We start from the raw sequence: 20,056 nt of genomic DNA on the forward strand, positions 1-20,056 counted from the left end.
TGTTGGTGAATTTAACACTTTCAATTGAAACTGAAAGTTTAGAAAGACTGTTCCCTTGAATAAGAACTGAACGATATGACCCTCACTGCAAGAAGAATCGACCACATCCTACAGGATCAAACCCTGTCTGCCCCACTGCGGGCTATCGCTGAAAAAGTCCTCAACGACCAGCGCATCACCCCAGAAGAAGGGCAGCTGCTGTTTGAAGAAGGCGAACTCGGTTACCTCGGCGCTCTGGCCAACTATCAGCGGGAGAAGCGGCATGGCAACCGCACCTATTTCAACCGCAACTTTCATGTGGAGCCAACAAATGTTTGCCTGTACACTTGTACCTTTTGTTCTTATTCACGCCTGATCAAAAAGCGGGAAGAGGGCTGGGAATACAGTCTGGAGGACATCCTGGATATCGTCAAAAAGTATGATGGCGAACCGGTAACTGAAGTGCATATCGTGGGAGGCGTATTGCCACAGTACGATGTGAAGTTCTACACCGAGCTTTTCAAAGCCATTAAGAAGCACCGCCCTGACCTGCACGTCAAAGCGCTCACGCCGGTAGAATACCATTACATTTTCAAAAAAGACAAGGTGACTTACGAGGAAGGCATGCGCATCATGAAAGAAGCAGGGCTGGACAGTATGCCGGGCGGAGGCGCAGAGATTTTTCACCCTGAAATCCGGGATCAGATTGCCGGCGGTAAATGCTCGGGCGAGCAATGGCTTCGCATTCATGAGATCTGGCATGAACTGGGCATGCGCTCCAACGCAACGATGCTGTACGGGCATATCGAAAGGTTTGAGCACCGCATCGACCACCTCGAGAAACTCCGCCAGTTACAGGACAAAACCGGAGGGTTCCAAACCTTTATTCCGCTGAAGTTCCGCAATCAGGACAACCAAATGAGCCATGTACCGGAATCTACGGTTGTGGAGGATATGCGCAACTACGCCATCAGCCGCTTATACCTCGATAATTTCGACCACATTAAGGCTTACTGGCCGATGATCGGCCGGAACGTTGCCCAAATGCTGCTCAGCTTTGGCGTTGACGATATCGATGGCACCATTGACGACACGACTAAAATCTACAGCATGGCTGGCTCAGAGGAACAGACACCGGCTATGAGTACTCGGGACCTGGTCAACCTCATCCGCCGTGTAGGCAGAGAACCCATAGAAAGGGATACGCTTTACAATGTGATCCAGGACTATACCGACCACGTTTTTGAAGAAGATGAACAATTCAAAGGGTACACTGCTTTACCCGTTGTAAACCGATAACATGGACAAACACGTTTATATCGTCCGCCACGGTCAAACCGAATACAACCGGCTGGGTATTGTGCAGGGCTCCGGTGTGGATTCTTCACTCAATGAGGTGGGGAAACTGCAGGCACAAGCCTTTTACAAAAGCTACTATACTGCCGGATTCGATACCGTCCTGACGTCTACCCTGAAGCGCACACATGAAACAATGGCGCCTTTTATTGAAAGAGGGCTAACATGGGAGCAGCACTCAGAAATCAACGAAATTTGCTGGGGCACGCATGAGGGGCAGATCAGCACACCGGACATGCACTTGCAGTACAAAGAAGTTACGGAAGCCTGGGCATCCGGAGATTTCGATGCCCGCCTGGAAGAAGCCGAAAGCGCCCGGGAAATGGGCGACCGGCTGGCTCAGTTTGTGGACATGCTCAGTCAGCGCCCGGAAGAGCGGATTCTCGTTTGCAGCCACGGCCGGGCAATGCGCGCCCTGATGTGTATCCTGAGTGGGAAATCCCTGCGGGAAATGGACAGTTTCAAGCACCATAATACCGGTTTGTACAAAGCCGCTTATGAGTCGCAGCAGTATACTTTCCTGCTCGAAAATGACATCGCTCATCTGCAGCACCTGAATATCAATCAACATTGATGGATAAAATACGCCTTACCGCGGTTTCTTACCTCAACACGAAGCCATTGCTGTATGGACTGCTCAATAGCACGCTGGCCCCTCAGCTGGACCTGGAACTGAATATCCCTTCTGTTTGCGCAGAAAAGCTGACACGGGGTGAAGCAGACCTGGCGCTTGTTCCGGTAGCCGTATTGCCCGAGCTTGACAACCCACATGTGATTTCGGACTATTGCATCGGTACCGTGGGTGCAGTCAAAACGGTATGCATCTACAGCGATGTGCCCATCCAACAGGTGGAAACGGTTTATTTGGACCATCACTCCCGTACTTCTGTTCAGCTCACCAAAGTGCTGCTGAGGGATTATTGGAGCCTCTCCCCCGCCCTCTTACCGGCAAAGGAAGGCTACATTAAAAAAATTGGCGGACGCACTGCAGGGCTGGTTATTGGTGACCGCACTATCGGGCTGGAACAACAATTCAAATACGTGTACGACCTGGGCGCTATCTGGATGAAGCATACGGGCCTACCTTTCGTTTTCGCAGCATGGATTAGTAACCGGCCGCTGCCTGCTGCTTTTGTCAGGCGGTTCAACAAAGCCCTGGCTTCCGGGGTGGCGCAGATAGAGAAGCTAAAGTATTTGCTGCCTTCCCCCCATCCTGATTTCAGCGTGGAGGAATACTTCACTAAATATATCAGTTACGAATTTGATGCCGCTAAGCGTCAGGCTTTAAAACATTTCCTGGCGGCGATTGCCGATAAAACACCCGCCATCAGTGTAGCGGGATTGTAAAATATAAAACCGAATCGCATGAACTCTGATTTTGAATACGCAACCCTCGGCGGAGGCTGTTTCTGGTGCCTCGAAGCCGTTTATCAGGAAGTCAAAGGTGTACATAAAGTGACCTCCGGCTACGCTGGAGGGACAAAGGAGAATGCGAACTACAGCGCCGTTTGCTCCGGTACAACACAGCATGCTGAGGTCGTGCAGGTACAATTTGACCCGCAGGCGGTTTCCTTTGACCAAATCCTGGATATTTTCTGGACCATCCACGACCCGACAACCCCCAACCGGCAGGGCAATGACCGGGGCCCGCAGTACCGCTCTGTCATCTTCTACCACGATGATGCACAGAAAGCCGAAGCAGAAAAGTCAATAGCAGAAACCGCTCCTCAGCTTTGGGACGATCCGGTTGTTACGCAACTTGCACCGCTCGAAGCCTTCTACCCTGCCGAAGTCAGCCATCATGATTACTACCGGAAAGTCGGTAACCGAAACCCGTACTGCACCTTTGTCATTACGCCTAAGGTGAAAAAATTCCGGGAGCGTTTTGCTGAGCTTCGAAAGTAGCAACTGGCCACCTAAGTTATTGTAATCCAAAGCTTAACACCCTGCTTAGTTTTTAAATAAATTACATTTTTACTTTTCGCCCATCGTAAAGGTGTACTTTTTTCGTGAACCCCAAACTTTGGCGGTTGTCAGATTTGGTGTTACCTTTCCGTAGAAACCGACTTTTAACTTATGAAACTAGCGATCCCCAGAGAGGGCAATGACCCTCGTGTAGCGCTTACGCCCGATGCTGTGGCCAAGCTGTCAGAATTGGGCGTTGAAGTGTGCGTGGAAAAGGGTGCCGGCCAAGGTGCCTTCTATGCGGATGACGACTACGATGGCGCAACGGTCCTGGACCGGGACGCATTGCTCAAAAGCGCCGATATGGTGCTGAGCATCCACCCGCTACCAGATGAAGACCTGGCCAAGCTTTCCCCCGAAACTGTCGTCATTGCCGAATTCAAGCCTTTTGCAGACGCGGAAATCACCGACAGGCTCAGTGGGCACAAACTCAAAGCTTTCAGCCTCGATATGATCCCGCGGACAACCCTGGCGCAATCCATGGACGTCCTTTCCTCCATGGCCTCCATCGCAGGCTACAAGGCGGTGCTCGAAGCCAGCCGCCTCCTTCCCCGCTATTTCCCAATGATGATCACCGCTGCGGGCAGTATACGCCCGGCTACGGTGCTGGTACTTGGTGCCGGAGTAGCGGGTTTGCAGGCCATTGCCACGGCCCGGCGGCTGGGTGCTCAGGTAGAAGCTTTCGATACCCGCTCTGCGGCTAAGGAAGAGGTGAAAAGCCTCGGTGCGAAGTTCATCGAGATTGAAGGTGCAAAGGAAGACACGGGTGCTGGCGGCTACGCCGTGGAGCAGTCTGAAGAATTCCTGAAGCGGCAACGGGAGGAGGTCCAAAACCGGGCCATGAAGGCAGATGTCATCATCACTACCGCTCAGGTGCGCGGGCGCAAAGCTCCGCTGCTTGTACCTAAAAGTACGGTGGAGCAAATGAAGCCCGGCTCGGTCATCATCGACCTGGCTGCCTCCACCGGCGGCAACTGCGAGCTTACGCAAGACAATCAGACCATCGTGCACAACAAAGTCAGCATTCTGGGCAACTCCAACCTGGCAGCCTTAATGCCGCAGAATGCCAGTCAGCTGTACGCCAACAACGTGGTCAATTTCCTGAAAATTCTGGTCAAAGACGGTGCGCTCAACCTCGACCTCAGCAATGAGATCATCAGAGGCGCATACATCACGCCTGCACCGGAGGCCAACGAAAACGAATAATCATGGATACCTTCATTCAGTTCTTCAACGATGAGAGCAATTTGCTGCTCATCTACCTGCTACTCTTCACCATTATTCTGGGCTTTGAAGTCATTTCCAAAGTGCCTACCGTACTCCACACGCCCCTGATGTCAGGCGCGAATGCCATTTCCGGAGTGGTCATCATTGGTGCCATTTTGCTCATCCGTCAGGCAGATCCTGATGACTACCTGACCCTGGGGCTTGGCTTCCTGGGCGTTATTCTTGGAATGGTCAATGTGGCCGGCGGCTTTGCCGTTACCGACCGTATGCTGGAAATGTTCAAAAAGAAAAAGTAACCCATCATGATTATCGACTTCATCATCAATATAGCCTACCTGATCGGCGCTTTGGCATTTGTATGGGGCCTGCGCCTGCTCAGCTCGCCGGATACCGCCCGCAAAGGGAACATCGTTGCCGGTGTAGGCATGGTTATCGCTATCATTGCCGCTATCGGTCAGCCGATCGAAGGGGCTTCCAATAATTACCTGTGGATCATCGGTGCCATCGTTATTGGCGCTATCGTGGGGCTGGTTTCTGCCAAAAAAGTGCAGATGACCGCTATGCCCCAAATGGTCTCCATCTTTAATGGGCTGGGCGGTGCCTGTGCCGTGGTGCTGGCTTACGCCGAGTTGGTGCCTTACTACAGTGGCATCAAGGAACTGGACATGGCCGGGCTCATCATTATTTTGCTGGCTTTGCTGATCGGCGGTATTTCCTTTACCGGTAGCATGCTGGCTTTCGCCAAATTGCAGGGGCTGGTCTGGGACAGCACCATCACCTTGCCCCGGCACGACATCGTCAATATGGTACTGCTCCTGATCACGCTGGGTATGGGTGGCTACCTCGTGGCGAGCGGTGTGGAAGGCGGGCTCTTGATGGGCTCTGTCTTTATGGTGCTGGCCTTGGTTTATGGCTTTTCCTTCGTAGCGCCCATTGGTGGTGCGGATATGCCGGTGGTCATTTCTCTGCTGAACTCTTTCACCGGGCTTTCGGCGGCAGTGACCGGCCTGATTTACGGCTCTCAGTTTATGCTTGTGGGCGGCATCCTGGTTGGCGCTTCCGGCACGATCCTCACTGTACTCATGTGTGAGGCCATGAACCGCTCCCTGATAAACGTTCTTGTCGGCGGTTTTGGTGGCGGTGGTGCTTCCGCAAAAGGAGCCGATGGCGAACAGGTGGCAAAGGAAGTCACCCTCAATGATGCCGCCATTCAGCTGTTTTACTCCCAAAGCGCGATTATTGTACCTGGCTATGGGCTGGCAGTAGCCCAGGCCCAAAAAGTCTGTAAGGAAGTAGATGAACTGCTGGAGAAGAACGGCGTGGAAGTCCGCTACGCCATTCATCCCGTAGCGGGCCGAATGCCCGGGCACATGAATGTCCTTTTGGCCGAAGCTGATGTCCCCTACCCTAAATTGCTTGACTTGGAGGAGGCTAATGATGCCTTGAAAACCACAGACATGGTCGTTATTGTAGGCGCCAACGATGTAGTCAACCCTGCCGCAGAGGACGATCCTGGCAGCCCAATCTACGGTATGCCCGTGCTCAAGGTATGGGAGGCGAAGAATGTCATTGTCCTAAAGCGCAGTATGCGCCCGGGCTATGCAGGTATTGAGAACCCGCTGTTCTTCCACGAAAAAACACGTATGTTATTTGGGGATGCAAAAGACACCCTGAGCAACCTGGCTTCTGAGATAAAAAGTTTGTAAATCGAAAAACCGCAGGCTGCTTTCATTTCATTATAGGTGCAGCCTGCGCTTTCCTCTATTCTCATTTAAAACTGCTCTTGCATGGCTGCAGGCGACTGGAAAGACACATTACAGGCTGCCCGGGACGGGAATCTCAGCCTCCTCAGGTACCACCTTGACAATGGTGTCAACCCTAATTATCAGCACCCTGAGCTTTTGACCACTCCTCTTATCGAGAGTATAGAACACCATCATCCTGAGATCACCACTTACCTCCTTGCCAATGGAGCCGATCCAAAACTGAATGCTGGGTTCAGCTCCGACTCCCCAATCGCAATAGCCAGAAAAGTGAATAATGAGGTGGCTGTGCAGTTACTACGCCCTTACTACCCTTCTTTGCTCAAACGCTATGTTTTGAACCTGTTCAGGACCTTGAAGGCTGTATTTTGCTTCTTCGGTCGTTATTTTTAGTTTTTAATTGGTCAGAAAATTCTGGATGAGTAAAAGCTAAGGCTAGAAACCACTCTAAATTATGCCCCTTTGGCAACGGCACCTCAACCTGCTTAAGTTGGTCATACCCTGCACCTACGGCGCGGGGTAGCGGCTTTATTGTGGTGCTTTGGGGGCAAGAAACATCGTCTGTGTATTCTGTGCCCGTACGGGCGGGTTGTTCTGTGGCCCTCTGCGATAAAAAGCATCCAAGTTACCCACAAATCTCTGGCAGCAGCCCCGCGCCCATTAGACTCACTTCTCTTAATCCCCGTACAAGCCTCACTAAACAAATATGCCAACTTGGCTGGCTGCTCCGTCAGGAGCAATATGTCGGTAACACTCGAAGCACCGGAGCAGCCCCGCGCTGTAGGTGCGGAACGTAAACCTTCGACAACTGGCAGCACAAGAGTACACCTCGTTTAACCCCCAAACATGATGCCGCAATACTGAAATAACCACTTAGCTTGCCTGCTCCACTAGGAGCAACATGTCGGTAAACCCAAGGCAACGCCACAGCCTCCGCACCGTAGGTGCGGAACGTAAGACCATGACAACCAAGGTCTCAAGCTACACGCACACCTGGCCTCCCGTAGAAAAACACCATTCAAAAAGGCAGCTTTTCGCGACCCAAACACCACCCTGCCTCGTTATAAAAGAGAACGTAGAAAGTACCTTATGACAAACAACAAATGGATAGCACTATTTGCATGCATCAGCTTTACAGTCTCTGCCCATGCCCAAAAGTACGAGCGCGAAGCCCGCATCAAAGCCTCTGAAATGCCCGCTCCCGCATTAACATACCTGGCAAAAACCTATCCTGAGCGCAGCCGTACCCGACACTACGAGGAGCATAGCCGGCAGGGAGAAGAAGAAAGCCTGCAGTTGTTCTATGAGTCTAAGTTCAGAATGGACGGGCACCGCTACAGCGTTAAATTCGACAGCCTGGGGGCCTTGTATGATGTAGAACGGATCGTAGCATTCGAACAGCTCCCCTCCCCCGCCCGGCAGGCTGTACAAGAAGACCTGGGGCATACCTTCAGGCATTTCCGCATCGAAAAAATACAGGAGCGCTATGCCCCCTCCGGACAATTGATGGGTTACGAAATAGAAATTCGCGGCAAGCGGGACAATACGGTTGGTCAGTTTGAGCTACAATATTCGCCTGATGGTAAACGCCAATCGCTGGAGCCTATCGAATCGGACCCCAATCCGTTCTTTTTCTTTTAAAATCAACACATGAAGCGACTTTTAACCGGACTGCTGTACCTCAGCATAGCCCAAGTATCCTACGCCCAATCGAATACCGTGGAGTCTTTCTTTCAGTTTGCCAAAGGCTTCGAACTATCTGAGCGTTGGTCAGCGGATGTGCGGACGGAGCTCCGACTCACGCATTGGGAGGACGGTGATGAATTTCAGCCTGCCTGGTCCCAGCTTTACGTGCAGGGCGGTCTGGCCTATGACCTTGCGAGCAACTGGAAAATCGGCGCCACTTACCGTTTGTCCCGGCGGGGTAATTTGGATGAAGTGCCCGGTGTTGAAAACCGGTTCGCCCAGCAAATTACCACCAGTCAGCGCTTGCGCAAATACCGCCTCCGGGAACGCCTTTTATTGGAACAGCGTGTCTTCCGGCAAGACACACACCACCGCTGGCGCTTCAGAGTGGCACTGGACTATCCGCTCAATGGCGACAAACTGGACCCCGGCGAATGGTACCTCAACCATCAGACTGAACTGTTGTCAGAACCCTTTGAGACCGATGCCTGGACGGGGCGCGAGCACCGCCTCTACACTGGTACCGGCACCTTACTGCCAACCGGCAGCCGATTGGAGATCGGGATTGAAGCCCGTTTCCCAAGAGAAGCCTCCAATGGGCGCTACGGGCAGCGCTGGGTACTGCGGACCAACTGGTCCTGGTAAGCGTTCCTCGATTTTTCATCCAGATTCATCGCATTTTGACGCAAATCCCCGGAGAAATTCGTACTTTGAAGGAGTATTTAAAAACCGCGCAGCCCCGAAACCACGCGCAATAAACCTGATAGACTATGGGATTTTCACCTGTTTTGATTGCCTTGATTTTCTTCGGCATCATTATTCTCTTTTCCGGCATCTTCACCGTGCGTCAGCAATCTGCTGCGCTGGTGGAACGCCTGGGCCGGTTTTACGGTATCCGCCGGTCTGGCCTTCAGTTCAAAATTCCGATTATTGACCGTATCGCCGGCCGGGTAAGCCTGAAGGTACAGCAGCTGGATGTGAATGTCGAAACCAAGACCCGCGATAACGTTTTCGTCAAACTCCGGGTGTCTGTACAGTACTACATCCTTCCGGAGAAAATTTACGATGCCTTTTACCGCCTCGAGAACTCCCACGAGCAGATTACGGCATACGTATTTGATACCGTCCGTGCCGAGGTCCCTAAAATGAAGCTGGACGACGTCTTTGAGCGCAAGGATGACATCGCATTGGCGATCCGCCGCGAGCTTGAAGAATCCATGAATGAATATGGTTATGGCATCGTGAAAGCCCTGGTGACCGACATTGACCCTGACATCGAAGTTAAAAATGCCATGAACCGCATTAACGCTGCCGAACGTACTAAACTCGCTGCCGAGTACGATGGGGAGGCTGAGCGTATCCGCATCGTAGCCAAAGCCCGTGCTGAAGCCGAAAGCAAGCGCCTTCAGGGCCAGGGTATTGCTGATCAGCGCCGGGAAATTGCCCGCGGACTGGAAGAGTCTGTGGAAGTGCTGAACAAAGTAGGCATCAACTCGCAGGAGGCTTCTGCCCTTATCGTGGTCACGCAGCACTACGACACCTTACAGTCAATGGGTGAGAATGCCAACAGCAATCTGATTATGATGCCGAATGCACCCAGCGCTGGTGCCGATATGCTCTCGCAAATGACCGCTTCTTTCGTTACTGCTCAGCAGATGGGCGAGGAAATGAAACAGAAGAACGTATCTAACGGTAGCCATAATAAAGGCTAATGCTCAAACCAGGTACTATTGTTTGATGTAAGAGAAGAAACCTTCTGTGAGTTTTATGACTCACAGAAGGTTTCTTCATTTATTGACATTTCCTTATCGCTGTATCATTAGCGGAATAACGTTTTGCTTGCCTTCCACCCTAAGGCTCAACTGATACCAGCCTTCCGGCAAGTGGCCCAGCCGGAATGTGGCATTACCGCCTGCGAGCTCCAGGGTACGTTGCCATACCGGCTGCCCAAGGGCGTTAAACAGTATGGCTTCTATCGAGCTGGCTTCCGTCCAGCCGGTTTGAAGATGAATGGCCTCCCCTGACGAAGGATTAGGGAAAAGGGAAATGCCTTTCGCGGGCAGTAAGGTATTGGAGCTATTAACAATATCCGGGTCACAGGGCTCACCTGGATTGTCAATGGGCCCGAGGCGGTAGTTGGGGTAAATAGAGTTTGAATGTTGCCGCATACCAAAGGGCAACTGAATAGCATTTTGCTCGAAGTTGCAGTCTGTGCCTCCTTCATCCGGATTGTGGATAACATGGATTGTAGTACAACTTGCACAGAAGACATAAATCCGGCAGTCCGGCCCTAATTGCATGTTTGAAAAGTGAGTAGGTATAGGATCTGCGTACCCATCGTAAGCGTCTATTAGGATACGGCTGGCCTCAATATCAGGTGCCCAAAGGTCGTATTGGTACAGCTCAAAATTGTAGCTGGCGTAGAGGTACTGACCGCTGGGAGAAAAAGCAGTACCGGCCTGGAACCCGTCATCCTCAGGCATTGGAAAAAACCTGGAGTTGCTGAATTGCCCGGTAGCACGATTAAAGTCAAAAAGGCGGACTCCTTCATTTTCGTTATTGACGCAGTAGGCAAACTGAGACCCATCAGGTGAAAAAACGGTTTGCCCCCAAAAATACCCGGTTTGAGCGTGCCCTATTTCCTGTTCGTGGCTAAAGGCAACCCCATCTGAAGTGAGCAGGAAAAAATAGTACTTATTACCTAGCTTTTCGGGGCATACCACCCACCAGTCTTGTCCATTGGCATGTTTGACCGCTGCAATTTCACCGAGAGGTATGAGGTTTTCTGTATTGTCAATAAGTAAAATGTTTTTTTCCATTACAGCCCCCATTCCTGAATCTGCCTCAGAATCAACTGTAGTGTATAAGAGTTGTGTGTTTCTTGAAGAATTTGAGTTAGGAGGTGGTCGGTAAGTTTTTTTTATATGAAACAAATAGCTAGTGTGTTCATTAGCAGGCATTGGAATGCCTACTGCACCCTGCCAAGGTACAGTATAGCCGGGAGAGTGTTGACTTTCATCACAATGTAAATCATGAACCTCACCAGGATTAATCCCATCCCCATTTTCCATAAGCTGGTGCCGGGCATTGTGTATTTCGCACCCATTGGTATAAAAAATCAGCTCCCCTTCCGCATTGCTCATCGTAAAATTGGTACCCCCAAAAATCATCTGCACACTGTCCGGTGCACTAATGACAGGGGGGCTTGAATTAAAGTCGAGCATAGAGGCTTCCCCCCAGTCATTACTAATGATGTATTGTTCACTGAACAGCCAGGTGTAGTCGTGTTTTTGAGCGGATAGGTTGGAGGTATATCCTATCAAACAGCTAAGTGATATCAAAAAAGTTCGCATGTTCAAAAATTAATGTACCTGGCCCGTGCAAGCCAGGTTGATGCCTAAAAAAAGTCCAAAAAAAACACGCTTCATACAATTTTAGTAAGCGCCAGCGCGTGCATTTATTAGAAAGAAAAAAGAACAACCAAGCCAGGCAATAAAACTTATCGATCTGACCCTATTCTGAAATCTTGTATCGCAATGTTTATTCAATTAGATGCAAGATACCCCCCCCGCGATATTTCCAAATATCTCTAAAGGTTTCTTGAAAAAAAACATTGTATAAAGGCAAGCTAATAGCGCTATAGAAGCGATTCCACTACTGATTGATCCAATCCACCACTCATTTCCATTTTCATTCCTATCTTTAGGCACGATCCCCAAGCCAAGCGCTAATCAAATTGTGTAACCATTAAAGACGTATGAAGCAATTAAACATTCTCGCTTTTAGCCTGATGCTGCTTTTTTTCTTCAGTGCCTGCGCGACTTCGCAAAAAACATCGGAAGCTTCGGCGGAAGCCACCGAAAGCAAGGAAGAGGACGAGAAAAAAGACAAGGACAAAGACAAAGGCTACGATGACATTATCACTGATGAAGCCATCACGGATGAGGGGCTTTTCACCACCCACAAAGTGGAAGACAAGTACTACTTTGAAATTCCAACGGAGCTGCTCAGCAAGGAAATCCTGGTGGTCAGCCGGATTTCCGGGCATGTGAAAGGGCTCAATTTTGGAGGGGCAGGCATGAAGTCCCGCCCGCAGCAGGTCATCCGCTGGGAGCAGCAGGACGATCACATCCTGTTGCGCTCGGTCTCCTACAACAGCGTGGCCAGTTTTGAAGACCCGATCTACGAGTCGGTAAAGAACAACAACTTCGAGCCCATTATCGAACGCTTCAAAATTGAAACGTACAACCCGGATTCCACGGCAGTGGTCCTGGAGGTTGGGAAGTTCTTTGTAGAAGATGTGCCTATGCTGGGCCCACTTTCAGACAGTCAGCGGAAAAACTTTGGCATTAAAGGGCTCGATGGCGGCCGCAGCTTTATCAAGCATATGAAAGCCTACCCATCCAATGTCGAGGTGCGCCATGTACTGACCTTCAAAGGCAGTGACCTGCCAGACAATCAGCTGACTGGCACGCTCTCCATTGAGATGAACCAATCCTTTATCGAACTGCCGGAAGAGCCCTGGCAGCCCCGCTACTACGATGACCGGGTGAGCTATTTCAGCCTGAGCCAAATCGACTACAGTGCCGATGAGCAGAAAGCAGCCAGGAAGCGGTACATCACCCGTTGGCGGCTCGATCCTTCCGACATGGAAGCCTACAAGCGTGGCGAGCTGGTGGAGCCTAAAAAGCCCATCGTTTACTACATCGATCCGGCCACACCGGAAAAATGGCGCCCCTACCTCAAGCAGGGCGTGGAAGACTGGCAGAGCGCTTTTGAAGCCGCTGGTTTTAAGAATGCCATCATTGCCAAAGACCCGCCGAGCAAGGAGGAAGACCCGGAATGGAGCCCGGAGGACGTCCGCTATTCGGTTATCCGCTACGTTTCTACAGAGATTCAGAATGCCATGGGCCCGCACGTACATGACCCGCGCACTGGCGAAATCCTGGAAAGCGATATCATCTGGTACCACAACGTGATGAACCTCCTCCGCAACTGGTTTCTCATCCAAACGGCTGCCGTCAACCCGGCTGCCCGTAGCGTGAAATTTGAGGATGAGTTGATGGGCGAGCTGATCCGCTTTGTGGCGGCACACGAAGTTGGGCATACCCTGGGACTGCCTCACAATATGGGCTCAAGCGTGGCTTACCCGGTAGACTCTCTGCGCAAGGCGGGTTTTGTGCAGCGCATGGGCGTTGCGCCTTCCATTATGGATTACGCCCGTTTCAACTATGTGGCCCAGCCCGAAGATGAAGGTGCGGGCCTTTTCCCGACGATTGGCCCTTACGACACCTGGTCCATCATTTACGGCTACAAGCTCATTCCGGAAAGTGACAGCGCCGAAGACGAACGCGCTACGCTTAATGACTGGATCAAAGAGCGGGCAGATGATCCGGTTTACCGTTTCGGTCAGCAACAGTGGCGCGTAGTAGACCCCAGTGCGCAGACAGAGGATCTCAGTGGAGAACCAGTCAAAGCCAGTGATCTGGGTATTAAAAACCTGCAGCGGATACTACCGCAATTGATCGACTGGACCAACCGCGAAGGAGAAGACTACGATGACCTGGAAGAGCTGTACAAGCAGGTCGCCGGTCAGTTCCGCCGTTATGTAGGCCATGTGGGCAATAATGTGGGCGGTGTTTACGAATACGACAAGACCTACGATCAGGAAGGCCCAGTGTACACCCACGTTCCGAAGGACCGTCAGAAAGCCGCTGTGGATTTCCTCGACCGGCAACTGTTCACTACTCCATCCTGGATGATTGATAAGGACATCATTTCCCGTGTAGGCGCTACGGTGATTGTGGACCTTATCCGGGGCTTACAGTCTTACGGCATCAACCTCCTGTTTGACAGCAAGCGCCTGAACCGGATGATGGAGAACGAAGCGCTCAATGGTACGGACGCTTACACCATGGGCAGCCTCTTCAAGGATACCCGTGATGCCATCTTCCGGGAAGTCCGCCAGGGCGATGCCGTGGGCCCTTACCGCCGCAACCTGCAGCGCCTCTACGTTGACCAAATGGGCGAATTGCTCATGGAGTCCGGCGAGGACGCCGACTACAGTGACCAAAAAGCGATGGCCCGCGCCAGCTTGTCCAGGATTGAAAAACTGCTGGAAGCTCAGGGCGGCAAGGCCAAAGATGCAGCCACCACCGCTCACTACGAAGACCTGCTGGCCCGTATCGACCTGATACAGGAAGGCAAAATGCCTGCTGGCAAAAGTGGCCGTTCAAGCAGCCTGCAGGAAAGCGATTTCCACTTCAACTGCTGGCATGATTAGCATTGAATGCTGACGCCTTAAAGAAAATTAACCACTGCCCCTTTCCGAAAACTCCGGAAAGGGGCGGTTTCTTTGTAGGAAGGTATTATTTTTGGCGCACAACAATACCACATCAGTTATGCAACAATCTCCTTTCCGGTTTATCGCATCCGCTTCCCTTTTGGCAATCGCACTCTATGCCCTTTCCTGCAGCAGTGAAGCCGTCCCCGAAACCACCGAGCCCAAACTGACTGCCTCCTCTATCAACCCCAATGGCGATAGCGAGCTCGCGCTGCTGATGCGCGCCATGTACGACGATGCCGCACAGATGAAGAAAGCCATCAAAAATGGAGAACAGCCGGTTTCCCAGCTGGATCATGAAAAAATCCTAACCGCTTCCGCAACTGAACCTGAGAAAGCAGCCTCTGACACGTACAAAGTCCACGCCCAGTCTTACCTTCAAACCCTAAAAGCTTTGGAAAAGGCCGACATCGCCGAAGCAGAGGTGCTATTCAAGGATATGGTAGACAGCTGCATGGGCTGCCATACCGCGCTTTGCCCTGGACCAAAGATGAAGATTAAGCATTTGTATTAGCGGTTGTCAGGCCTGATGTTCAGGCGTCTTAAGGATTGAGCGGTGCTTTCTATAACTTCCAGAACAAGATACTGTGGTCCGGATCCGATATTGAGTAGCGCAACCCATTTTCCCAGAGGTTCCCTTTCCAACTTTTAAACCCATTGATGTTCCGGGTTTTCCGTTCCGCATCTGTAAGCGCCCGGTTGTTGACGGCAGGGCCATTATCGCTCATAAAGAGGATAATGGTATTATCCAAAACGCCCAGTTTGCGCATTCCCGTCAGCAGGCGCCCTACCTCTCTGTCAAAGTGGTGAATCATGCCATACAGCGTGGATAAACCTTCGGGCAGGCCTTGATCCAGGTAAAATTGCTTCGCTGAGGCCGGAGCATCAAGAGGCTCATGGCAGGTCACCACAGTACAGTTGCGAATTATCCTAAATCTAGCTTAGCCATAAAACAACATCCAATATGCGGCGAATGGATTTACTCTTACCTCTGCTACTCATCGGACTTTGGAGCTGCGGCCCGGGATCTAAAAAGCAGGCTGGACAAGCTAACCAACGGCGGCCAAACATCATTTACATCATGGCCGACGATCTGGGCGTTGGCGATATCGGAGCCTTTGGGCAGGAAATCATTCAGACCCCAAACATTGACCGGCTGGCAGCCGAAGGTATCAAATTCACCGATCATTATGCTGGTACCTCAGTGTGCGCCCCCTCCCGCTGCGTTTTGATGACGGGCATTGATATGGGCAGGGCTGCTATACGAGGCAATATGCAATGGGAGCCGCATGGACAAATGCCATTACCGGACAGCAGCATCACTGTTGCCGAAGTACTGAAGGGCGCAGGCTACGTCACCGGTATGTTTGGTAAATGGGGCCTGGGCATTACCGGTACGGAAGGCGACCCTAACCGGCAGGGCTGGGACGAGTTTTACGGCTATACCGATCAGGTGCTCGCCCATAATTACTACCCGGAGTACCTGGTCCGCAACGGTGAAAAAATACATTTAGACAATGCGGTAAAATACCTGGACAGCACCGCCTGGCACGGTGGTTATGGCAGTTATTCACCGGGGAAAAAGGAGTACTCCAACGATCTTTTTACCCGACAGGCTTTAGCATTCATCGAGGAGCATCAGGACACCTCCTTTTTATTATACTTGCCATACACCATACCCCATGATAACGGAGAAGCGCCCGTAGGCCAAAGGCAGGAAGTGCCGGAGCTAAAACGTTTCCGGGATATGGACTGGCCCTCCGAGCAAAAAGGCTACGCGGCAATGATTGAACGCCTTGATGGCTATGTAGGGCAGCTCACTCAATTGGTTGACAGCCTGGGGCTGGGGGAAAACACCCTCATCATTTTCACGAGCGACAACGGCCCTATGCAGGAATCCCGTGGCTTTACCGCCTTTTTCAACAGCAATGGTCCCTATCTGGGTGGAAAGCGGGATGTGACCGAGGGGGGGCTGCGGATGCCCTTCGTGGCCCGATGGGCAGGTACTATCGCTCTGGGTTCGGTGACCAACCACCCTTCTGCCTTTCATGATTTTCTGCCTACAGCCTGTGAGATAGCAGGTGTGGCTCCCCCTAAAGGCATCACCGGTCAGTCTTACCTCCCCACATTAAAGGGACAGGCACAAGACGCACCGGAATACCTATATTTCGCTTTTTATGAGCAAGGCAAAAAGCAAGCCATCCGGCAAGGCAAGTGGAAAGCCCTGCGCAGTGGCGTCTTTGAACAGCCCGATACGCCCTGGCAGCTTTATAACCTGGAAAAAGACCCCGGCGAAACTCAAAATCTGGCAGCACAGCATCCGGAAGTGGTGCAGGAACTGGCGCAACTCGCTGCCCAGGCACACCATCATGACCCGAACTGGCCTTTGTTTAATACTGAAGTGGTGGAGGAATGAAAAACAGGATCATCATACTTCTCGGGACTACGATGCTGCTCCACAGCTGTCAGCCCAATACTGCCGAACAAAATAATGCCCCCGCAACCTTTGACCACATCCTGGTCATTGTAGGCGACTACCAGGAACGCCCCGCCAGTATATTTGAAGGTGAACCTTTTCAACCCGCAACACTCAATTAAATATGAAGCTACAAGCCCTTGACATTGCCATCATTATCGCTTACATCATCCTCACGCTGCTGATTGGGTTCTGGATATCCCGGCGGGCCTCCAAAAGCACACAGCATTATTTCCTGGGTGGCAATCAGATCCCCTGGTACATGCTGGGGCTGTCTAATGCTTCAGGCATGTTTGACATCAGCGGTACGATGTGGATGGTAGGGCTGTTGTTCATCTACGGGTTGAAATCCGTTTATATTCCCTGGCTTTGGCCGGCTTTTAATCAAATTTTTCTGATGATTTTCCTATCAGCCTGGCTAAGAAGGTCTGGGGTGACTACAGGTGCGGAGTGGATCAAATTCCGTTTTGGAAGCGGCACCGGGGCGAATCTTTCCCATATCATTGTCATCGTCTTTGCGCTCATCAATGTGATTGGTTTCCTGGCTTACGGTTTTATCGGCATTGGAAAGTTTGCAGCCATTTTTCTCCCCTGGGAGCTTTCACCAGAGCCGTATTGGAATGAAGTGTACTATGGGCTGATCATCACGGCACTGACTACAGTGTACGTAGTGAAGGGGGGCATGTTCAGCGTCGTCTTCACGGAAGTGCTGCAATTCATCATCATGACGATTGCCAGTGTGGCTGTAGGTCTCATTGCCATGCAGCAAGTCAGCCCTGAAATGCTTGATCAGTACATCCCGGAAGGCTGGCGCTCACTCTCCTTTGGGTGGGAACTCGGTCTGGACTGGACCGGTATCATGGAATCTGCTAATCAGAAAATCAGCGAGGATGGTTGGGAACTTTTCACCATTTTCTTCATGCTCCTGCTGTTCAAAGGCGTACTGCAAAGCCTGGCAGGGCCGGCGCCCAACTACGACATGCAGCGGATCCTTTCCGCCCGGACGCCCAAAGAAGCATTGATGATGAGTGGTTTGGTCAGCCTGGTGCTCTACTTCCCACGCTACATGTTTATTGCCGGGCTTACGGTGCTGGCCCTGGTCTTTTTCTCTAAAGAGCTGAACAACATGGACGAGGTAGACTTTGAGCTGGTACTGCCCTTTGCACTCGCTAACTTTATCCCCGCCGGGCTTTTGGGGCTGCTTATTGCCGGGCTTTTAGCCGCTTTTATGTCTACCTTCGCGGCCACCACCAATGCAGCGCCGGCCTACGTTGTTAATGATATATACAAGCGCTACATCAACGCAGACCGCAGCGAAGATTTTTACGTGCGGATGAGCTACGGCGTGGCGATTGGCGTGGTCTTGATTGGCACCTTCATCGGGCTCTTCGTAACCTCACTTAACGCTATTGTTCAGTGGATTACTGCGACACTGTGGGGCGGCTATACGGCTGCCAATGTGCTTAAGTGGTTCTGGTGGCGCTTTAACGGGCATGGCTACTTTTGGGGCATGATGGCAGGCATGGCAGGCGCTGTAGCCATCCCGGCTTTTTTTCCGGAAATTGCTCCCCTCAATGCCTTTCCGGCTATTCTCCTGGTTTCCGGGGCAGGGTCTTACTTTGGCAGTATTTACACGCCGACAGATGACCTGGAGGTATTAAAAAACTTTTACCGAAAGACACGCCCCTGGGGTTTCTGGAAACCCGTAGTTCAAGCCATTCAAAAAGAAGACCCCGGGTTTCAGCCCAATCCGAATTTTGGGCGGGATATGTTGAATGTTGCGGTCGGTATTGTTTGGCAAACAGCACTTGCAGCCGGTGGCATTTTCCTGGTCATACAGGACTACCGGCAGTTATGGTGGTGCCTGGGGGTGATTGTGCTGACCTCCATTTTCCTCAAAATCAACTGGTACGATAAAATTGAGGGCGAAGAGGCTTACTAATTAGCAGATAACTCGATTCGGAACTGTTCTACCCCACCCTTGGCTGTTCGGAATGTGACATAGCGGGACTGGCCGTAACGCTGCAGATTGACCTGCAAAGGCTGCCCATTTCTGGTCACTTCAGCGCTGCTACAGGTGTCCGGCAGTGGAATCCGGTAACTTCTATGCACCGCATCGTTGGCCTGGTGAAGAAAATCCGGCAGTCGAAACTGGAAGTCGGGCAGGAAGTTGGTATTCTGTCCTACAACGAAAATCCACTAAAGGAAGTCCTCCTCGATGGAATCACGGTTATTTCCACCGATTTTGTCAAACTGGGCAGGACAGCAGCCGATTTGATCCTGAAACGGGAGCGCCGCCATGTTCAAAACCCGTTTGAGCTCATCGTCCGAAAGTCTCTGTAGGGTTACATTCAGTACCTGAAAACAGGCTTAACCCTGCTCCGGATACCAATTCACCAGTCGAACTTCAGTTGCTGTAGTCTTTTCATTAACCATTGCTTTGAACTGCTCCACATCACTAAAAGTACCGTCTCCATTGCGGTAGTGGTAGGGATAAACCACCTTTGGCTTAAAGTCAGTTACCGCAGAGGCCGCCTGCTCAATGCCCATGGTGTAGGGCAGGTTCATGCAAACAAATGCGATATCGATATTTTCCAGCTTTCGCATTTCGTCAATGTCTTCCGTATCGCCTGAAATGTAGACGTGCTTACCGGCAATCTGAATCACGTACCCATTGCCCCAGCCTTTGGGGTGGCGGGAATCTTCGGTCTCCGGCAGGTTGTACATGGGCACCGCATTCACGTCAATACCTTTCGTGCTAAGCGTTTCGCCATTCCCCATTACGGCAACTTTGGCAAAGGCGATCTCCTTGCTCATTTTGTCCACTACCGCCTGCGGGGCAATCAGCTCAGCTTTGCTTAGGTCAATGCCTTTGAGTGTCTCCTCGTTGAGATGGTCGCCATGAGGATGCGTGATGAGCACCACATCGGGTTGCCCAAAAGGCTTGTACAGTTCCGGGCCGCCGTAGGGATCGACGAAGACCTTGGTGCCTTCTTGTTCTAAAACCAGAGAGCCGTGCAGTATCGGGTGAATGGTAAGCTCTTCCGTTTCAGTTGCAGCAGGCCTATCGGCAGAAACTTCGGCATCCACAGGCACTTTGGGAGCGCCGCAGGCGAAAAACAGAGTAGACAGGATCACAAGTACGTACTTCATGGTGTCGTATTTTTGGTTTAGGTGCAAGCTTAAAAGGTTAAAAACCGGATTGTGTTTAGGGGATTTCACGTGTGTATAACAAATTGCACAAAACACAAAGGCAACCCA

At 51.5% G+C, this 20,056-nt stretch carries 20 protein-coding genes; 17 read left to right on the top strand and 3 right to left on the bottom strand.

Annotation, left to right across the window (positions count from 1 at the left end; all coding sequences use genetic code 11):
- The first annotated feature begins 75 nt into the window (after positions 1–75).
- The 11 genes from mqnE to ACO08I_RS02570 all read left to right on the top strand — a co-directional run bounded on the left by mqnE (position 76) and on the right by ACO08I_RS02570 (position 9,688).
- Positions 76–1,278 carry an aminofutalosine synthase MqnE gene (mqnE, locus tag ACO08I_RS02520; protein WP_282779576.1) on the top strand — a complete coding sequence of 401 codons (1,203 nt, stop codon included), beginning with the start codon at positions 76–78 and terminating at the stop codon, positions 1,276–1,278.
- A gap of 1 nt (position 1,279) precedes the next feature.
- Positions 1,280–1,909 carry a histidine phosphatase family protein gene (locus ACO08I_RS02525; protein ID WP_044226786.1) on the top strand — a complete coding sequence of 210 codons (630 nt, stop codon included), beginning with the start codon at positions 1,280–1,282 and terminating at the stop codon, positions 1,907–1,909.
- Positions 1,909–2,682 (top strand): menaquinone biosynthetic enzyme MqnA/MqnD family protein, encoded by a 774-nt coding sequence (locus ACO08I_RS02530; protein ID WP_044226788.1) that lies wholly within the window; start codon positions 1,909–1,911, stop codon positions 2,680–2,682. The genes ACO08I_RS02525 and ACO08I_RS02530 overlap by 1 nt, the downstream gene beginning before the upstream one ends.
- 18 nt (positions 2,683–2,700) lie before the next feature.
- Entirely contained in the window at positions 2,701–3,240 is a 540-nt protein-coding gene (msrA, locus tag ACO08I_RS02535; protein ID WP_282779580.1) for a peptide-methionine (S)-S-oxide reductase MsrA, read from the top strand.
- Between the two features lie 171 nt (positions 3,241–3,411).
- Complete coding sequence (locus ACO08I_RS02540) at positions 3,412–4,506, top strand: Re/Si-specific NAD(P)(+) transhydrogenase subunit alpha (protein ID WP_421948375.1); 1,095 nt, start codon at positions 3,412–3,414, stop codon at positions 4,504–4,506.
- Between the two features lie 2 nt (positions 4,507–4,508).
- Complete coding sequence (locus ACO08I_RS02545) at positions 4,509–4,823, top strand: NAD(P) transhydrogenase subunit alpha (RefSeq protein WP_044226798.1); 315 nt, start codon at positions 4,509–4,511, stop codon at positions 4,821–4,823.
- A 6-nt stretch (positions 4,824–4,829) separates the two neighbouring features.
- On the top strand, positions 4,830–6,233 hold the full coding sequence (locus ACO08I_RS02550; protein ID WP_282779587.1) for an NAD(P)(+) transhydrogenase (Re/Si-specific) subunit beta: 1,404 nt from the start codon (positions 4,830–4,832) through the stop codon (positions 6,231–6,233).
- A gap of 81 nt (positions 6,234–6,314) precedes the next feature.
- Positions 6,315–6,683 (top strand): ankyrin repeat domain-containing protein, encoded by a 369-nt coding sequence (locus ACO08I_RS02555; RefSeq protein WP_282779589.1) that lies wholly within the window; start codon positions 6,315–6,317, stop codon positions 6,681–6,683.
- A 696-nt stretch (positions 6,684–7,379) separates the two neighbouring features.
- Complete coding sequence (locus ACO08I_RS02560) at positions 7,380–7,931, top strand: hypothetical protein (RefSeq protein WP_421948376.1); 552 nt, start codon at positions 7,380–7,382, stop codon at positions 7,929–7,931.
- A gap of 9 nt (positions 7,932–7,940) precedes the next feature.
- On the top strand, positions 7,941–8,621 hold the full coding sequence (locus ACO08I_RS02565) for a DUF2490 domain-containing protein (RefSeq protein WP_421948377.1): 681 nt from the start codon (positions 7,941–7,943) through the stop codon (positions 8,619–8,621).
- Positions 8,622–8,746: 125 nt separating this feature from the next.
- Complete coding sequence (locus tag ACO08I_RS02570; protein ID WP_282779595.1) at positions 8,747–9,688, top strand: SPFH domain-containing protein; 942 nt, start codon at positions 8,747–8,749, stop codon at positions 9,686–9,688.
- Positions 9,689–9,781: 93 nt separating this feature from the next.
- On the opposite strand, the gene ACO08I_RS02575 is transcribed toward ACO08I_RS02570, so the two are convergent.
- The gene (locus ACO08I_RS02575; protein WP_421948378.1) at positions 9,782–10,795 is read right to left on the bottom strand and encodes a hypothetical protein; all 1,014 of its coding nucleotides are present in this window, start codon (positions 10,793–10,795) and stop codon (positions 9,782–9,784) included.
- Between the two features lie 938 nt (positions 10,796–11,733).
- Between ACO08I_RS02575 and ACO08I_RS02580 the strand changes: the two genes are divergently transcribed.
- Together ACO08I_RS02580 and ACO08I_RS02585 are read left to right on the top strand one after the other, a co-directional pair.
- Positions 11,734–14,259, top strand: a complete 2,526-nt coding sequence (locus ACO08I_RS02580) for a zinc-dependent metalloprotease (protein ID WP_282782292.1) — start codon at positions 11,734–11,736, stop codon at positions 14,257–14,259.
- 118 nt (positions 14,260–14,377) lie between these two features.
- Positions 14,378–14,833, top strand: a complete 456-nt coding sequence (locus ACO08I_RS02585; protein ID WP_421948379.1) for a hypothetical protein — start codon at positions 14,378–14,380, stop codon at positions 14,831–14,833.
- A gap of 49 nt (positions 14,834–14,882) precedes the next feature.
- Here the strand turns inward: ACO08I_RS02585 and ACO08I_RS02590 are convergent, their stop codons facing one another.
- Positions 14,883–15,230, bottom strand: coding sequence for a sulfatase-like hydrolase/transferase (locus ACO08I_RS02590; protein WP_421948380.1), 348 nt, complete (start codon positions 15,228–15,230; stop codon positions 14,883–14,885).
- A gap of 62 nt (positions 15,231–15,292) precedes the next feature.
- On the opposite strand from ACO08I_RS02590, the gene ACO08I_RS02595 reads away from it, so the two are divergent.
- The 4 genes from ACO08I_RS02595 to ACO08I_RS02610 all read left to right on the top strand — a co-directional run bounded on the left by ACO08I_RS02595 (position 15,293) and on the right by ACO08I_RS02610 (position 19,138).
- Positions 15,293–16,735: an arylsulfatase gene (locus tag ACO08I_RS02595; RefSeq protein WP_421948381.1), complete on the top strand. Its 1,443-nt coding sequence runs from the start codon at positions 15,293–15,295 to the stop codon at positions 16,733–16,735.
- Entirely contained in the window at positions 16,732–16,917 is a 186-nt protein-coding gene (locus ACO08I_RS02600) for a hypothetical protein (RefSeq protein WP_282781802.1), read from the top strand. Before ACO08I_RS02595 ends, ACO08I_RS02600 begins: the two co-directional genes overlap by 4 nt.
- 2 nt (positions 16,918–16,919) lie before the next feature.
- The gene (locus ACO08I_RS02605) at positions 16,920–18,737 is read left to right on the top strand and encodes a sodium:solute symporter family protein (RefSeq protein ID WP_421948382.1); all 1,818 of its coding nucleotides are present in this window, start codon (positions 16,920–16,922) and stop codon (positions 18,735–18,737) included.
- A gap of 164 nt (positions 18,738–18,901) precedes the next feature.
- On the top strand, positions 18,902–19,138 hold the full coding sequence (locus tag ACO08I_RS02610) for a substrate-binding domain-containing protein (RefSeq protein ID WP_421948383.1): 237 nt from the start codon (positions 18,902–18,904) through the stop codon (positions 19,136–19,138).
- A 27-nt stretch (positions 19,139–19,165) separates the two neighbouring features.
- On the opposite strand, the gene ACO08I_RS02615 is transcribed toward ACO08I_RS02610, so the two are convergent.
- Positions 19,166–19,948 carry an MBL fold metallo-hydrolase gene (locus ACO08I_RS02615; RefSeq protein WP_421948384.1) on the bottom strand — a complete coding sequence of 261 codons (783 nt, stop codon included), beginning with the start codon at positions 19,946–19,948 and terminating at the stop codon, positions 19,166–19,168.
- Positions 19,949–20,056: the final 108 nt, after the last annotated feature.

It is taken from the genome of Phaeodactylibacter xiamenensis (genome assembly GCF_965229835.1).
Classification (GTDB): domain Bacteria; phylum Bacteroidota; class Bacteroidia; order Chitinophagales; family Saprospiraceae; genus Phaeodactylibacter; species Phaeodactylibacter xiamenensis.

Excerpts from the sequence above, each read along its gene's own strand:
- mqnE (WP_282779576.1), top strand. The coding sequence starts at position 76 with ATGACCCTCACTGCAAGAAGAATCGACCACATCCTACAGGATCAAACC.
- ACO08I_RS02525 (WP_044226786.1), top strand. The coding sequence starts at position 1,280 with ATGGACAAACACGTTTATATCGTCCGCCACGGTCAAACCGAATACAAC.
- ACO08I_RS02530 (WP_044226788.1), top strand. The coding sequence starts at position 1,909 with ATGGATAAAATACGCCTTACCGCGGTTTCTTACCTCAACACGAAGCCA.
- msrA (WP_282779580.1), top strand. The coding sequence starts at position 2,701 with ATGAACTCTGATTTTGAATACGCAACCCTCGGCGGAGGCTGTTTCTGG.
- ACO08I_RS02540 (WP_421948375.1), top strand. The coding sequence starts at position 3,412 with ATGAAACTAGCGATCCCCAGAGAGGGCAATGACCCTCGTGTAGCGCTT.
- ACO08I_RS02545 (WP_044226798.1), top strand. The coding sequence starts at position 4,509 with ATGGATACCTTCATTCAGTTCTTCAACGATGAGAGCAATTTGCTGCTC.
- ACO08I_RS02550 (WP_282779587.1), top strand. The coding sequence starts at position 4,830 with ATGATTATCGACTTCATCATCAATATAGCCTACCTGATCGGCGCTTTG.
- ACO08I_RS02555 (WP_282779589.1), top strand. The coding sequence starts at position 6,315 with ATGGCTGCAGGCGACTGGAAAGACACATTACAGGCTGCCCGGGACGGG.
- ACO08I_RS02560 (WP_421948376.1), top strand. The coding sequence starts at position 7,380 with ATGACAAACAACAAATGGATAGCACTATTTGCATGCATCAGCTTTACA.
- ACO08I_RS02565 (WP_421948377.1), top strand. The coding sequence starts at position 7,941 with ATGAAGCGACTTTTAACCGGACTGCTGTACCTCAGCATAGCCCAAGTA.
- ACO08I_RS02570 (WP_282779595.1), top strand. The coding sequence starts at position 8,747 with ATGGGATTTTCACCTGTTTTGATTGCCTTGATTTTCTTCGGCATCATT.
- ACO08I_RS02575 (WP_421948378.1), bottom strand. The coding sequence starts at position 10,795 with ATGGAAAAAAACATTTTACTTATTGACAATACAGAAAACCTCATACCT.
- ACO08I_RS02580 (WP_282782292.1), top strand. The coding sequence starts at position 11,734 with ATGAAGCAATTAAACATTCTCGCTTTTAGCCTGATGCTGCTTTTTTTC.
- ACO08I_RS02585 (WP_421948379.1), top strand. The coding sequence starts at position 14,378 with ATGCAACAATCTCCTTTCCGGTTTATCGCATCCGCTTCCCTTTTGGCA.
- ACO08I_RS02595 (WP_421948381.1), top strand. The coding sequence starts at position 15,293 with ATGGATTTACTCTTACCTCTGCTACTCATCGGACTTTGGAGCTGCGGC.
- ACO08I_RS02600 (WP_282781802.1), top strand. The coding sequence starts at position 16,732 with ATGAAAAACAGGATCATCATACTTCTCGGGACTACGATGCTGCTCCAC.
- ACO08I_RS02605 (WP_421948382.1), top strand. The coding sequence starts at position 16,920 with ATGAAGCTACAAGCCCTTGACATTGCCATCATTATCGCTTACATCATC.
- ACO08I_RS02610 (WP_421948383.1), top strand. The coding sequence starts at position 18,902 with ATGCACCGCATCGTTGGCCTGGTGAAGAAAATCCGGCAGTCGAAACTG.
- ACO08I_RS02615 (WP_421948384.1), bottom strand. The coding sequence starts at position 19,948 with ATGAAGTACGTACTTGTGATCCTGTCTACTCTGTTTTTCGCCTGCGGC.